At 61.7% G+C, this 14,347-nt stretch carries 17 protein-coding genes and 1 tRNA gene; 13 read left to right on the forward strand and 5 right to left on the reverse strand.

From position 1 onward, the window contains the following. Positions 1–27 precede the first annotated feature (27 nt). Complete coding sequence (gene tkt, locus C8D77_RS16500; protein WP_109665046.1) at positions 28–2,019, reverse strand: transketolase; 1,992 nt, start codon at positions 2,017–2,019, stop codon at positions 28–30. 261 nt (positions 2,020–2,280) lie between these two features. On the opposite strand from tkt, the gene C8D77_RS16505 reads away from it, so the two are divergent. The 4 genes from C8D77_RS16505 (at position 2,281) to C8D77_RS16520 (ending at position 4,840) form a co-directional block, all read left to right on the forward strand. After that, entirely contained in the window at positions 2,281–2,553 is a 273-nt protein-coding gene (locus tag C8D77_RS16505) for a DUF4164 domain-containing protein (protein WP_013529251.1), read from the forward strand. A 20-nt stretch (positions 2,554–2,573) separates the two neighbouring features. Then, on the forward strand, positions 2,574–2,939 hold the full coding sequence (locus tag C8D77_RS16510; protein WP_109665049.1) for a cell division protein ZapA: 366 nt from the start codon (positions 2,574–2,576) through the stop codon (positions 2,937–2,939). A gap of 218 nt (positions 2,940–3,157) precedes the next feature. Then, complete coding sequence (locus tag C8D77_RS16515; protein ID WP_109665052.1) at positions 3,158–3,817, forward strand: peroxiredoxin; 660 nt, start codon at positions 3,158–3,160, stop codon at positions 3,815–3,817. A 150-nt stretch (positions 3,818–3,967) separates the two neighbouring features. After that, positions 3,968–4,840: an MBL fold metallo-hydrolase gene (locus C8D77_RS16520; RefSeq protein ID WP_109665055.1), complete on the forward strand. Its 873-nt coding sequence runs from the start codon at positions 3,968–3,970 to the stop codon at positions 4,838–4,840. 139 nt (positions 4,841–4,979) lie between these two features. Here the strand turns inward: C8D77_RS16520 and rpoH are convergent, their stop codons facing one another. Next, positions 4,980–5,891 (reverse strand): RNA polymerase sigma factor RpoH, encoded by a 912-nt coding sequence (gene rpoH, locus C8D77_RS16525; protein ID WP_013529255.1) that lies wholly within the window; start codon positions 5,889–5,891, stop codon positions 4,980–4,982. A 190-nt stretch (positions 5,892–6,081) separates the two neighbouring features. Beyond that, complete coding sequence (locus C8D77_RS16530) at positions 6,082–7,131, reverse strand: RluA family pseudouridine synthase (protein WP_109665058.1); 1,050 nt, start codon at positions 7,129–7,131, stop codon at positions 6,082–6,084. A 26-nt stretch (positions 7,132–7,157) separates the two neighbouring features. On the opposite strand from C8D77_RS16530, the gene C8D77_RS16535 reads away from it, so the two are divergent. The 3 genes from C8D77_RS16535 (at position 7,158) to C8D77_RS16545 (ending at position 8,144) form a co-directional block, all read left to right on the forward strand. Then, the gene (locus C8D77_RS16535; protein WP_109665061.1) at positions 7,158–7,541 is read left to right on the forward strand and encodes a fimbrial protein; all 384 of its coding nucleotides are present in this window, start codon (positions 7,158–7,160) and stop codon (positions 7,539–7,541) included. 30 nt (positions 7,542–7,571) lie between these two features. Further along, positions 7,572–7,979 (forward strand): VOC family protein, encoded by a 408-nt coding sequence (locus C8D77_RS16540; RefSeq protein ID WP_109665064.1) that lies wholly within the window; start codon positions 7,572–7,574, stop codon positions 7,977–7,979. Between the two features lie 90 nt (positions 7,980–8,069). After that, positions 8,070–8,144 (forward strand) — tRNA-Glu (locus C8D77_RS16545). Positions 8,145–8,264: 120 nt separating this feature from the next. Here the strand turns inward: C8D77_RS16545 and C8D77_RS16550 are convergent. After that, positions 8,265–9,002, reverse strand: coding sequence for a glycosyltransferase family 25 protein (locus C8D77_RS16550; RefSeq protein ID WP_245951798.1), 738 nt, complete (start codon positions 9,000–9,002; stop codon positions 8,265–8,267). Positions 9,003–9,111: 109 nt separating this feature from the next. On the opposite strand from C8D77_RS16550, the gene C8D77_RS16555 reads away from it, so the two are divergent. The 4 genes from C8D77_RS16555 (at position 9,112) to C8D77_RS16570 (ending at position 11,851) form a co-directional block, all read left to right on the forward strand. Next, positions 9,112–9,444, forward strand: a complete 333-nt coding sequence (locus tag C8D77_RS16555) for a hypothetical protein (protein WP_245469010.1) — start codon at positions 9,112–9,114, stop codon at positions 9,442–9,444. Between the two features lie 217 nt (positions 9,445–9,661). After that, positions 9,662–10,243, forward strand: a complete 582-nt coding sequence (locus tag C8D77_RS16560) for a VOC family protein (protein ID WP_109665070.1) — start codon at positions 9,662–9,664, stop codon at positions 10,241–10,243. Positions 10,244–10,265: 22 nt separating this feature from the next. Beyond that, positions 10,266–11,120 carry a glutathione S-transferase family protein gene (locus C8D77_RS16565; protein ID WP_109665074.1) on the forward strand — a complete coding sequence of 285 codons (855 nt, stop codon included), beginning with the start codon at positions 10,266–10,268 and terminating at the stop codon, positions 11,118–11,120. A gap of 362 nt (positions 11,121–11,482) precedes the next feature. Continuing rightward, the gene (locus C8D77_RS16570) at positions 11,483–11,851 is read left to right on the forward strand and encodes a hypothetical protein (RefSeq protein ID WP_109665077.1); all 369 of its coding nucleotides are present in this window, start codon (positions 11,483–11,485) and stop codon (positions 11,849–11,851) included. A gap of 55 nt (positions 11,852–11,906) precedes the next feature. Here C8D77_RS16570 and C8D77_RS16575 read toward each other — a convergent pair whose 3' ends face one another. After that, positions 11,907–12,122, reverse strand: coding sequence for a hypothetical protein (locus C8D77_RS16575; protein WP_109665080.1), 216 nt, complete (start codon positions 12,120–12,122; stop codon positions 11,907–11,909). A gap of 318 nt (positions 12,123–12,440) precedes the next feature. On the opposite strand from C8D77_RS16575, the gene C8D77_RS16580 reads away from it, so the two are divergent. Further along, positions 12,441–13,370, forward strand: coding sequence for a DUF2865 domain-containing protein (locus tag C8D77_RS16580; RefSeq protein ID WP_109665084.1), 930 nt, complete (start codon positions 12,441–12,443; stop codon positions 13,368–13,370). A 119-nt stretch (positions 13,371–13,489) separates the two neighbouring features. Then, positions 13,490–13,726 (forward strand): hypothetical protein, encoded by a 237-nt coding sequence (locus tag C8D77_RS16585; protein WP_109665088.1) that lies wholly within the window; start codon positions 13,490–13,492, stop codon positions 13,724–13,726. The last annotated feature ends 621 nt before the right edge of the window (positions 13,727–14,347 follow it).

Consider the following 14,347-nt stretch of genomic DNA (forward strand, 5'->3'; position numbering starts at 1 on the left):
CGTGTTTTCGCCGGGCTGGCCAGAATCTTACTTGGCGTGCAAGCGTGCTTCCGCCGCCTTGGCCGCCGCCTCGGCGGTGATGCCGAAATGCGGATAGAGCTGTTCGATGGTGCCCGAGGCGCCGAAACCGGTCATGCCGATGAAGATGCCGTCGCTGCCGATCAGATGGTCCCAGCCCTGGCGGATGCCGGCTTCGATCGCCATCCTGATCGGTGCGTTGCCGATCGTCTTCTTGCGGTAGTCGGCGCTCTGCTGGTCGAACAGCTCGAAGCAAGGCACCGAGACGACGCGGGTCGGGTGGCCGTGCTTTTCGAGGAGGTCACGGGCGCCGAGCGCGATCTCGATCTCTGAGCCGGTGGCGAAGATGGTCACCGCCGCCTCGCCGCTGGCCGCGGCCAGTTCGTAGGCGCCCTGGCTGCTCAGGTTCTTCGCGGAGAATTCGGTGCGTACCGTCGGCAGGTTCTGACGGGTCAGCGCCAGGGTCGACGGCGTCCTTTCCGACTCGAGAGCGATCTGCCAGCATTCGGCGGTTTCCACCGCATCGGCCGGACGGAAGACATTGTGGTTGGGGATGGCGCGCAATGCGGCCAGATGCTCGACCGGCTGGTGGGTCGGGCCGTCTTCGCCCAGACCGATGGAATCATGGGTCATGACGAAGATCGAGCGGATGCCCATCAGCGAGGCCAGCCGCATCGACGGACGCGCATAGTCGGAGAAGCACATAAAGGTGCCGCCATAGGCGATGAGGCCGCCATGCAGCGTCAGGCCGTTGATCGCGGCGGCCATGCCGTGCTCGCGGATGCCGTAGTGGACATAACGCTGGCCATAATCGTCCGGCGTGATGTTCTTGGTCTGGCTGGTCTTGGTGTTGTTGGAGCCGGTCAGGTCGGCGGAACCGCCGATGGTCTCGGGCACGGCGCCGTTGATGACCTCCAGCGCCATCTCGGAAGACTTGCGGGTGGCGACCTTCGGCTTGTCGGTCGACAGCTTCTTCTTATAGTCGGCGATAACAGCGTCGAAATTGGACGGCAGCTTGCCAGCGAGGCGGCGCTCGAACTCGGCCTTCAGTTTGGCGTCGACCTTGGCCAGACGGCCTTCCCAGTCGGTACGTGCCTTAACGCCGGCCTTGCCGGCAGTGCGCCAGGCGTCGAGGATGTCGGCCGGAATCTCGAAGGGCGGCGAATCCCAGTTGAAGAACTTGCGTGCGCCGGCGATCTCGTCGGCGCCGAGCGGCGAACCGTGCGCCTTGTTGGTGCCGGCCTTGGTCGGCGCGCCGAAGCCGATGGTCGTCTTGCAGGCGATCATCGTCGGCTTGTCGGAGTGGCGGGCGGCTTCGATGGCATAGGCGATCGCTTCCGGATCGGTGCCGTCGATGTGGCTGGCATTCCAGCCGGAAGCCTGGAAGCGGGCGACCTGATCGGTGTTGTCGGACAGCGAAACCGGACCATCGATCGAAATGTTGTTGTTGTCCCAGAAGACGATCAGCTTGTTGAGCTTGAGGTGGCCGGCAAGCGCGATGGCTTCCTGGGACACACCTTCCATCAGGCAGCCGTCGCCGGCCAGCACATAGGTGTAGTGGTCGACGAGGTCATTGCCGAAGGCGGCGTTCATGATGCGCTCGCCGAGCGCGAAGCCGACCGAATTGGCCAGACCCTGGCCGAGCGGGCCGGTCGTCGTCTCGATGCCCGTTGCATGGCCGTATTCGGGATGGCCGGCGGTCTTCGAGCCCAGCTGCCGGAAATGCTTGATCTGGTCGATGGTCATATCTTCGTAACCGGTCAGATGCAGCAGCGAATAGAGCAGCATCGAACCATGGCCGGCCGACAGGATGAAGCGGTCGCGATCGGCCCAGTGCGGGGTCTTGGGATCATATTTCAGGAAGCGCGTGAACAGCACCGTGGCGATGTCGGCGCAGCCCATGGGCAGGCCGGGATGGCCGGAATTTGCCTTCTCGACGGCATCCATGGAGAGAAAGCGGATCGCATTGGCCATCCGGTCATGTTGTTCACGCGACGTCATGGTTCCTCCAGAAGTGGGGGTTTGGGGGCTTGGGAGAGCCCTGAAAAGGGTGCGCGACACATAGCAGGCGCGGGCTTTTAGTCAACAAATCGGGCGCACATTTGCCGGTCTTGTGATGCCGGCGGCGGGTCTACATTAGCGTTAGCAGGGGACAGTCGCGAGAGCTTTGTTGACGTTGCCTTCACCCGGTGCCTAATGTTTCCCGGATAACGCATTCTGAACGCGAACGATTCGGTGATGGGCAGGGCACAGGACGAAGCCATGACCGGGGAAGCCACACTCAAGGAAGTCATCGCCAGGCTGGGCAAGGCCATCGAGGGGCTGGAAAACGCCGTCGCGGCCAAGCTCGAGCATGAACGCGATTACTCGGAAGCCGAGGCTGAAGTGCAGCGGATGAATGCCGATCGCTCCCGGCTGGCGCAGGAACTCGACAATTCCGAAGCGCGCGCCGAACGGCTGGAAGACGCCAACAAGGAAGTGTCGCGACGGCTGGTGACCGCCATGGAAACCATCCGCGCTGTGTTGGACAGGTAGGGGGCTGGACAGGTAGGCTCATGGCTCAAGTCACGGTTTCCATCGACGGCAAACAGTATCGGATGGCCTGCGACGAAGGTCAGGAAGACCATCTGATCGACCTTGCCGAACGTTTCGACCGCTATGTCTCGCATCTGAAGGACTCCTTTGGCGAGATCGGGGACCAGCGGCTGACCGTGATGGCCGGCATCATGGTGATGGACGAGCTTTCGGAGCTGCAGAAACGCGTCAAGGGCATGGAAAGCGAAGTGCTGACCTTGCGCAAGACGCGCGACGATGCGCTGACCAAGGCCGACAAGAACGACAGCGTGCTGACCAACGCGCTTGGCGCGCTGGCACAGCGCATGGAAGACCTGACCGTGACGCTGGCGGTCAACAAGACCTGAGGCGGCGCGGTCTCTCCGCCCAGCCAAAAGTCTTTCCTGCGCTTTTGGCTCGACGGCAGCATAAAAATGCTCGCTCCGCCGCCGACAAGAGTTTCAAATTATCTCGCGGTCACGATTTTTGCGCTAAGATGCGGCGATGCCGGAGCGTGGACGTCGTGATGGCGGCATGGTTTGCCGCCCCTCGCTCCTGACAGAATTTGTTGCAGGGGAGATGTGCCATGAGCCTTCGTATCAACGACATTGCGCCGGACTTCAGCGCCGAGACCACGCAAGGGACGATCAAATTCCATGAATGGATCGGCGACGGCTGGGCGATCCTGTTCAGCCATCCGAAGAATTTCACGCCGGTCTGCACGACCGAGCTTGGCACGATGGCCGGGCTGGAAGGCGAGTTCAAGAAGCGCAACGTCAAGATCATCGGTATTTCCGTCGATCCGGTCGCGAGCCATGACAAGTGGCAGGCCGACATCAAGACGGCGACCGGCCACACGATGAACTACCCGCTGATCGGCGACAAGGACCTCAAGGTCGCCAAGCTCTACGACATGCTGCCAGGCGGTGCCGGCGAGACGTCGGAGGGCCGCACACCCGCCGACAACGCCACGGTGCGCTCCGTCTACGTCATCGGACCGGACAAGAAGATCAAACTGGTGCTGACCTACCCGATGACCACGGGCCGCAACTTCGACGAGATCCTGCGGGCGGTCGATTCCATGCAGCTCACCGCCAAGCATCAGGTGGCGACGCCGGCAAACTGGAAGCAAGGCGAGGACGTCATCATCACCGCCGCCGTCTCCAACGAGGATGCGATCAAGCGCTTCGGCGCCTACGAGACCATCCTGCCGTATCTCAGGAAGACCAAGCAGCCCTCCGCCTGACCCCCGGGCGCTTTGGAACGGTTTTTGGCTTTCCCGTCGCCGCGAGCGAAATGATGCTTGACTGAGGCATCCGAGAGGACAACCATACTCCTCTCGGATGTCGTCAGAGAAAATCATTCCTGCCGGCTAAAGGTGGTGGGGAAGCCAAAATTGGACGTAGCTTTGGCCAGACCGCAGGTCAGCGGCTTCTATGACAAGCCGACCGGGGCCATTCAGTACGTCGTCGCCGACCAGGCGACGAAACGTTGCGCCATCATCGATCCGATCCTCGATTTCGACGAGAAATCCGGCGCCACGGCAACGAAGAATGCCGACGCCCTGCTCGACTTCATCCGGGAAAACGGGCTGGAGCTGGAGTGGATCCTCGACACCCATCCGCACGCCGATCATTTCTCGGCGGCGCATTACCTGAGTGAGAAGACCGGAGCGCCGACAGCGATCGGCGACAGGGTCGTCGACGTCCAGAAACTGTGGAAGGCAATCTACAATTGGCCGGATTTTCCCGCCGACGGTTCGCAGTGGGACAGGCTGTTTGGAGAGGGCGAAACCTTCCAGGTCGGCACGCTTCCAGTCAAAGTGCTGTTCTCACCCGGGCACACGCTGGCCTCGATCACCTATGTGATCGGCGATGCTGCCTTCGTCCACGATACGCTGTTCATGCCCGACAGCGGCACGGCGCGGACTGACTTTCCCGGCGGCAGTGCCGCGCGGCTCTGGCGCTCGATCCAGGACATTCTGGCGTTGCCGGACGAGACACGCGTCTTTGTCGGCCATGACTATCAAGCGGGCGGCCGCGAGCCCTTGTGGGAAAGCACGGTCGCCACACAGAAGGCGTCCAACACCCATCTCGTCGCCGCCCGCAGCGAGGCCGAGTTCGTCGCCCTTCGCGAGGCACGCGACCGGACGCTGCCGATGCCGCGGCTGATCCTGCATGCACTGCAGGTCAACATGAATGGCGGGAGGCTGCCGGAACCCGAGGCGAATGGCCGGCGGTACCTGAAGTTTCCGCTGGATGGGCTTTGAGGGGCTTTGCCGGCCCCGGCGCCTTTCAGAACTTGGGTTCTTCGCCCCGGGAAGCGCCAATCGCGAAGGCAGAACCTCCAAAGAAAAAGGCGGCGCCAGTTTCCTGACGCCGCCTTGATGTTCATTGCCGATGCCGGCTTTACGCCGCGGGCTGGGCCTCGATGGTGCGCAGCGCCTGGGTCTGGCGCTTGGCTGCGGCCTTGACCGCGTCCTGCACCTTCTCGAAGGCGCGCACCTCGATCTGGCGCACGCGCTCGCGGCTGATGTCGAACTCGGACGACAGCTCTTCCAGCGTCAGCGGCTCCTCGGCGAGGCGACGGGCCTCGAAGATGCGCCGCTCGCGCTCGTTGAGCACGGCAAGAGCGCCCGACAGCATGCCGCGCCGGTTTTCCAGCTCGTCCTGTTCGATCAGCATCTCTTCCTGGCTTTCGTGGTCGTCGACCAGCCAGTCCTGCCATTCGCCGGATTCGCCTTCGCTCGCCCGGATGGGGGCGTTGAGCGAGGCGTCGCCGGACAGGCGGCGGTTCATCGACACCACTTCGGCTTCGGAAACGTTCAGCCTGGTGGCGATCTCGGCGATCTGGTCGGGCTTCAAGTCGCCGTCATCCAGTGCCTGGATCTTGCCCTTCACTTTGCGCAGGTTGAAGAACAGGCGCTTCTGGTTGGCGGTCGTGCCCATCTTGACCAGGCTCCACGAGCGCAGGATGTACTCCTGGATCGAGGCCTTGATCCACCACATGGCGTAGGTCGCGAGGCGGAAGCCGCGCTCGGGTTCGAATTTCTTGACGGCCTGCATCAGGCCGACATTGCCTTCAGAGATCACTTCGCCGATCGGCAGGCCGTAGCCGCGATAGCCCATGGCGATCTTGGCGACGAGCCTGAGGTGGCTGGTGACGAGCTTGTGCGCAGCGGAGGTATCTTCATGCTCGGCGTAACGCTTGGCGAGCATGTACTCTTCCTGCGGCTGCAGCATGGGAAAGCGACGGATTTCTTCCAGGTAGCGGCTAAGGCCGCCTTCGCCGGAAACGATACTGGGTAATGACTGGGCCATGATAGCGCCCCCTCTCTATTGGAGTGATGCCCCCGAAACGCGGCGGGCATGTGACGCGAGCACCAAAAGGCTCGCCCGCGACATCGGATCTTATACAGGAACAAAACCAGAAAAGACAGGCATTTGTTCAACACGAAACAGTGTGTCACGCTGAAGTGAACAATGCCGCTCAGGTTTTTCTGTGGCAGGTTCAGAGCTTGCGGAAACCGCCTACGAGTTCCTCCATGTCCCCCGGTATAGGCGCTTCGAACCTCATCGTTAAATGGGTAGCCGGGTGGCGAAATGCAAGGAGCCAGGCATGCAAAGCCTGCCGGGGAAATGCCTTGACCTGACTTTTCAGCGGTTCGGGCAGCCGGTTGGCCTTGGTGCGAAAGGCCTGGCCATAGTCGGGGTCGCCGATCACCGGATGGCCGATATGCGCCATGTGGACACGGATCTGGTGGGTGCGGCCGGTCTCCAGCCGGCATTCGACCAGGCTGGCCGTGGCGAACTCCTGTTGGTTCTCGCCGAAGCGCTCCTGCACGGCGAAATGGGTGACCGCATGGCGGGCGTCGTCGCGTCCTTCGGGCACCACGGCACGGCGCACGCGGTCGGCGGCGCGGCCGAGCGGCGCGTCGACCCTTCCGGTCGGCCTCTGCGGTATACCCCAGACCAGCGCCAGATAGGCGCGCTCCAAGTCGCCGGTTAGGCCGTGATCGGCGAAGGCTTCGGACAGCGACTTGTGGGCGCGGTCGGTCTTGGCGACTACCATGACGCCGCTGGTCTCCTTGTCGAGGCGGTGGACGATGCCCGGCCGGCGCACGCCGCCGATGCCGGAAAGACTGTCGCCGCAATGATGGATCAGCGCGTTGACCAGCGTGCCGGTCCAGTTGCCGGCGCCGGGGTGCACGACAAGCCCCGCCGGCTTGTTGATGACGATCAGCTCGTCATCCTCATAGAGCACATCGAGCGCGATGTTCTCGCCTTGCGGCTCTGCCGGCTCCGGCTCCGGCATGGCGACCGAGACGCTTTCGCCTGGCGTCATCCTGCGTTTGGTCTCGTCGACCGGTTTGCCGTTGACCGAGACCGCGCCCTGCCTGATCAGCATCTGCACGCGTCTGCGCGACATATCCGGGCCGAGGCTCACCGCCAGCCACTGGTCGAGGCGCAGGCCGGCCGCATCCGCGCCCGCCACCAGCACGGTGGGTTCCATGAACTGGTGCTCTATCAATTCAGGGGCCTCTTCGCTATGAGCGCTCATTGAAAAACCGTTCCGGATTATTTGCCATGGCCCGGCCTGACGCCGACGAAAACGAAGAAAAGCCGCTCGACCCCGAGATCGACAAGGTACGCGGCAAGCTCATCCGCTTCATGGCCATCAATCTCGGCCTGCTTTTGCTGGCTCTTATGGTGGTGATCGCGGCGATTGTCTACAAATCCCGCAAAGCATCTCCTGAGAACCCGCCGTTGGCCGGCGATATCCAGACACCCGCCGGCGAACCGGTCAGCGGCGACATCGTGCTGCCGATCGGCGCCAAGGTGGTCAGCCAGTCGCTGTCCGGCAATCGCCTCTCCATCGACGCCGAACTTGCCGACGGCAGCCGCACGATCTTCGTCTACGATATCGCCGAGCGCCGCCTCATCGGCCGCTTTGCGATCCGCAACAAATGACCGGTCAGCAACGATGAACAAGCCTCAGGCATGACCGGGTTCGCCGAACATCGCCGTGTCGCGACCGTGGCCCTGGTCGTCGCCAGCTATGACGAGGCGATAGCCTGGTATGTCGAGCGGCTGGGCTTCCTGCTCGTCGAAGATGTCGATCTCGGCGGGGGAAAACGCTGGGTCACGGTGGCGCCGGCCAATGGCAAAGGCGCCAGGCTGCTGCTGGCCGAAGCTTCCGACGAGGCACAAAGCAAAAGCATCGGCAACCAGACCGGTGGGCGTGTCTTCCTGTTCCTCGAAACCGACGACTTTGCCCGCGACCATAAAGCGATGCTGGAGAAGGGCGTCGAATTCCGTGAAGCACCGCGCTTCGAGCCTTACGGCACGGTGGCGGTTTTCGCCGATCTCCACGGCAATCTCTGGGACCTGATCGAGCCGAAACGCTAGACCTGCAGCCGACTTTTCCCCGACAAGGGAAAGCGGCCGAACCCCAGTTGCTTTTTCCCAGCGCTCAGCCTATATCGCCGGTTCTTGAACGCGCCCATCGTCTAGCGGTCAGGACACCGCCCTCTCACGGCGGGAACAGGGGTTCGATTCCCCTTGGGCGTACCAAGGATTTCAATGACTTAGTCGTACAGGTTTTGAGGATCTGGTCCTGCAGGCCAAAGTTTGACGCGGTCTCCGTTGGATGGCCGGCGTGGCATATGAACAGAACCGGGTGGCAGCAAGTCTCTAGATATGGCCAACCAGCTGCCGGCGATATTTTTTATAGAGCCACTCCATGCGCTTGTACCAAAGTGGCCTTTGTTTGTCGGGGTTTATAGACGTCAGGAAGGCGCCAGTGTGGGTGCCCTGCTCAACAAAAGGTCTCTCGAACCAAAGCACCTCCACGCCCAGCGCCGCGTCGGCACTGTCGATCTCGTGACCGATCGGCCCGGACATCTTGCGTTCGTCAAACCAGGCGCACCTCTCCGCTGCCACGGAGCGGGTGATGATGTAGGAATCGGTGGCTTTGCCGTGGGGGGCTGGATAGAGATGTTGTCCGCGCTTCAACTTGAACGCCGAAATGTAGTAGGTGCCGGCATTGCCGATATAGATAACGGCTTTGCGGTTTGGATCGCCGAGCTCTGCCAGAGCCGCGTTGAATTTTGTATTGAAATTGGCCGCCAGGAACACGTCGTCCTCTAAGACCAGACAATAGTGCTTGTCGGTCTTCAGAAAATCACGCCAGATCCCGATGTGTTTCAAGGAGCAGGACAGTTCCGCCATTTTGAGAGCGCCTGGCGTGGTAAGTCTTTTGACGTCTTCATCAGTAATGTCCGAAACATCCCAGTGAAGGTACCAAGTGGCGGGAATACCATGGCGTCCGATCTGCCTCGCGATGTGCTGTTCTCGGTCCTCATAGCCCTTCTTGACGTGGCAAATACGCACATAGACTTGGTCGGCGGGAAATTTCAGCATGTGATCCATATAGCCACTGGCGTTTTGGAAATCTACGGGCCCTGAACGTTCATAACCACAAAGCGTATTCCGGCGTGCAGTGCTTGCGCGGCACGGCATGTTGCAGCAAGTTGGCTGCATGAAACAACTGGCCTTGGCCCTCCTCGTCTCCGTGTCCCTGATTGCCCAGTGTGGCCCGTCCTTCTCCAAGGACAGCAAGATCACGGGCACCATTCGAGGTTTTGAATGCGGCGACAATTGTTACCTGACCCTTGTCGACCGCAAGAAGGCCGAGCAAGTCGGCCTGTGTTCCGCGCCCGAGTGCGAAAGCTGGAACGAGCAAACCGTGATGCCGTCCCACTACAAGGGAAAACGCGTGACGGTTACAGTCGGGCAGGGGCAGCAGGTCGATGACAGCGGCAACGTCATGGGAGAGATGATGTCTTTCACAAAGATCAGATTTCTCGATTAGCGTGCCGGCATTGGACGCAATTCGCTTTCGATCCTAGACCACGAATCTCTTAGATCTCTCCCTCAATCGCCCGATCCTGACCGCGTTCGTGGCTTCTGGCGCAGCGGGGCCGATTGCATTAGCATCACGTCAGGGATCCTGAGGCTCCAGCGGTGCGCAGAACGCCGGGTGCCGGCAAGATCCGGACGGGCAGTTGATGCCACGGGGGAGAAGGCCAATGCAGAAACTGCAATCGCAGGGCGTCCATCACATCACGCTGGTCGGCGCCGGGCGCCAGACCTCGATCGATTTCTGGGAAGGCGTGCTCGGCATGCCGTTCATCTTCGAGCAGCCCAACCTCGACAAGCCGAGGGAAAGCCATCTTTATTTCGATCCGGGCGACGGCCGGCTGATCACCATCTTCACCGATGAGAGTCGCACGCCGGAGAAGCGGCGCACGCCTACCGATCCGGGTTGTGTCCACCACATCGCCTTTTCGGTGTCGCGCGTGACCTTCCTGCAGGCGGTCGCCCGGCTTGACGAGCGCGGCATCAAGCACAGCGGCGTCAAGGATCGCGGCTTCATGGATTCGATTTATTTCGAGGATCCGCTCGGCCTGCTGATCGAGCTCGCCTCCTACCGCTTCGAGCCGCCGGCGGGCTTCACCCATGCCGACGTGCTGATGGAAGCACACAGGCTGCGGGTCGCGCGCGGCGACTACAATATCGCGGAAGTGCATCTGGCCGATGCGATCCAGGCGCTCGTCGAGCGTTCGCGCGCAACCTTGTCTGACGACCGGGCAGCGAAGAACCCATACTGAACAAACCAGAGGGAGGAACAAGATGGCCAAGACAGCGACGAAGAGTGCGAAGAAAACAGCCGCCAAGGCAGCCGCCAAGCCGGCGGCGAAAGCTGCGGCAAAGCCGGCAGCCGCCAAGCCCGCCGTGAAGGCGACGGCAAAAGCCGCGCCCAAGGCCAAGGCGAAGCCGGCGAAGAAACCGGCCGTGAAGCTCAGCATGCTGAAGCCCAGCGTCAACAACATGACTGTCCGGGTGTTCGCGCGCGCGGCCGGGCTGGACACCGCCGAGACCGATGCCTGGGGCCACACCCGTTCGCCGGAATTCATGGCGCGGAACCCCGCCCATTTGACGCCGATGATCGAGGACAAGGGCCTTCCCAGAGGCGTGTTGTGGGAAAGCTGCGCCATCATGCAATACCTCTCCAACAAGCACGGGCTGGAGAAATTCTATCCCAAGGCGCCGGCCAAGCGGGCGATGATCGACAGCGCCATGTTCTACCTGGTCGGTACGCTCTACCCCTATGTGGCGCGCGCCACCTATCCGTTCCTCGGCTTTCCGCAATATGCCGGCGAGGTCGGCCACAGCGACGCCCACCCCGACAGGAAGTCCGAAGCCCAGAAGGCGGCGATGGCCGCGATCGCCGAGCCGCTGGAGGTCTTTCACTCCTTCTTCAGGGATGGCAAGCCGTTCATCGGCGGCAAGAACCCGTCCATTGCCGATATTCGCCTGGCGGCGACGCTCGAATTCCTGGCCGTCATCGACTATCCTCTGCCCAAATGGGCGAAAGACTATGTGGCAGCGGTCGAGAAGAAGCTCGGCAAGGCCTATAGCGAGCCGGCCGGCGACGTGCGCGGCTACATCGCCTATGTGAAGTCGCAGGCCAAGGCCTCAGCTTAAGGATTCGTTAACCAAAGCCCTGTCTACTGGAGGCAATTCGCTTTCGGCCCGCGACCACGGATGTACTGGCGCAGAACGTCGTAGCGATAGGAAAGGTCGGCGCAATGCCGGCCTTTTTTGCTTTCGCACGCCATCTCTTTGTTGACGCAATTCCGGGACGGAAAACCGTTTCATACTTTTCCTGGAATTGCTCTATTGCCGGGGCGTGGTCGAGCAGCGATCGGGCCACGCAAGCCTCGTCTGCTGTCGCTTTTTTGGCGTCAACTTTTGCGGAGAGATATTGTCATTGCCGGCGTTGGCCCTACCATCCATTTTGGCAGTCCGGCATGGATTGTCGGTCAGGCGCGAGATGAGGGCTGGCGATGAAAAGCGTTGTGAGGCGGGTTGCGGTTGCGGGCGTGATGCTGGCGAGCGCCATTCATTCTTCAGATGCGGCTGAACTGAACACCATGAACGATGTCGGGGCTGCCATCCAGGCATGCTGGACGCCGCCGGCGGATGCCGGAACTGCCAGCGTCACCTTGAGCTTCAGCTTCAAGCGGGACGGCACGCTGATCGGCCCACCGAGGCCGACAGCCATCAAGGTGGATGGCGATGCCAAGGCGAAAAAATCGTTTGTCGATGCCGCAACTACGGCCTTGCAGAATTGCCTGCCCCTGACCTTCTCAGCGAAGCTGGCGCAAGGGATCGCCGGCAACGTGTTCACGTTGCAATTCGCCTCTCCCAAGTAGCTCACGAGCGGCGCAAGTCGCATTGCCAAGATGCGCTTGGCCCGTGCTGCACGGCTCAGTGGTGACTGCGCCTTGCCTTGGCGTGCCGGGCAAGATCGGGTGTCTCGAAGACGTAGTCGTTCCAGGCCGATTCCGGAACCTGGCCGGCCAGATAGCACTCCAGCAACAGGCTTTGCTCGGGGTTGAGAGGCCTTGGTGCGCGCTCGTGATCCAGCCCCAGCGAGTGAAACAGGTTTCTTGTCAGGTCGGAGACAGTGAAGTGGATCGACATCTGCGTTCTCCTTTGGCCATTCAACGCCGGAGACCGGGCAAAGGTTTCAAAAGCACATGGCGGTAACGCCGGATTGACTCCGGCCCGTTTGCGCCGTGGCTCTCGGCGATCGTGGGGCTTGCCACATTGTTTTGGAGTTCGTCTCAATCTTGAAATAAAAATGTAATATCGAATTTACATGGGGCGACATAATACACTAGGCGAAAGTCTCTTCAGGTTAAAGGCTTGTAGAAATTAGGTGTTACTTATTTAGCCGAAGCTTGCCGAAGTCAAGGATTGTAATTCCAGGTTCTCTGCAACAAGGACCAAGTCGTCCCGATGATCCGTTTCTGGCCTCTCATGATGATCGTGCTGATATCGCTGGCGGTGGTTTTGTTCGGTACGCTTTCGTCCTACGCGGACAGCTGCGGCGCGATCAGAAGCCAGTTGCTTTCGGCCGGCCGCAGCGGCGGGGCGAGCCCGGAGCTTGGCCAGCTGCGCCGGCAACTTGCCGCCATCCAGACTATCGAGAGACAGCGACAGTGCTCGGCGAAAAGTTCGCTCGGTGGCCTCTTCAACGCTTGCGCCGATCTTGCCAGGAGCCGCGCGGATGTGCAGCGCCGGATCGCTGCCGCGGCGAATTCGGACCGGGACACATCGGGCCTGCAGGCGCGCTTCGTCGCGCTTGGCTGCGCGCCTTCTGCAAAGCAACGGCCGGCGCGCGCCGCGCCCGGCACCCAATCGGCGGGGGCCACGCTCGGCGGCAATGCGATGCTGTTTTGCGTGCGCCTGTCGGACGGGTATTTCTTCCCGGCGCCAAAGTCGCAATTCGCGGCCAGCGGCGATCTGAAGGAGACGGCCGATCAGTGCCGTTACATCTGTGATGATCCCAGCGTCGACCTCTACACGTTGAGCGACGCCAGCCTCGAAACCGACCAGATGGTCGCGCTCGATACGCGCAAGCCGTATACCGAGCTGCCGGCGGCCTTCAGATACCGCGATGACGCGAGTTTCAAGGCATGCGACGTCAAGCGCTACTACCAGCGGGTCACCGAACTGCGAGCCAGGACGGTGACCCCCGCCGACATGAGCAACGCCATGATTCCGCTGCCGACGGTAAAGCCGGATCTTGGCACCCCGGATCTTAGCACCGTTGCAGCCGTTCCGGTGCCCGATGCCGAAGCCCAGGGCGCCGCCCAGCACCAGTCGATCGAGGCCAGCAAGCGGGCGGTGCGTGTGGTCGGCCCGGCCTTCTTCCCTGCCGACTGAGCACCATTTGCGGATGACCGGCTGCCGCAAGCCTGTTGCGATCCGGCTGGATCCTGAAATCTGCCTGGAACAGAGGGGCGCTCACGGCGTTGTGATCGACATCAGCCAGGAGAAACGCCATGGCCACGTTCAGGGAAATGCGGGTGCTGGAGATCGTCGAAGACGGCTCCCTGACCGCCGAACAGAAAATCGCTGAACTCCGCGGGATTGAATCCGAGGCGCGCGGGCTTCAGCGGGCCGCCTCGGAGAGCCCGATGGGCGACGATGATGGCTGGCAGGACGATCTGCGCCAGGTTCGTCTTGCACTCGACAAGCTCGGTGCGAAAGAGCCGAAAAAGGGCGCCGCCTCGCTGTGAACGCAGGCCCACCGAAAGCTATTTGCCAATCGTTTTCTTCTTATCCGAAACCAGTTCCCCTTCCAGGGATCCTGCTCTAGTCGCAGAGCATGCGAGCCCTCTTGCCGGGTTCGCTGACGTTCCTGCATGTGAGTGGTTTTGCCGGGGCAGACAGGGACGTTGACGCGGGTAGCCTCGTCTGGTGCCGTCTGGGCGGCGCGGCATGCGTCATGACCCGGCGCTCTGAAAACCGCCTCGGCGGCTGCGGCGCTACCGGAAAGGCGCCGTTTTCGACCTCGGATGGCCCATAGTTGACATTCGCTGGCGGACGATCCCAGAAACGCCGGACATCGAGCGGTCTCGGGATGACGACGGTCCCGTCATAACTGCGCGAGCAGCCGCTGCCGAAAAGCAGCGCTAGCCCCATGAAAAAAGGCACAATCCGTCCAAGCATCAGCAATACCCCTGCCGGTGCTTATATAGCGGCTTCGACCCCGCCGACAACCGGGGCGGAACAACGCAGGCCGTGTCGGCCGATATGTCTAACCGGGCGTTAAGGTTAGCGGATCGTTAATGCTTCTCGGGCACATTCCGCCGACGAACCGCGGAGGAGGGTTCGGCCTTGGTTTTCGGGGTGGGGAC

This window comes from Mesorhizobium loti, from assembly GCF_003148495.1.
GTDB lineage: Bacteria > Pseudomonadota > Alphaproteobacteria > Rhizobiales > Rhizobiaceae > Mesorhizobium > Mesorhizobium loti.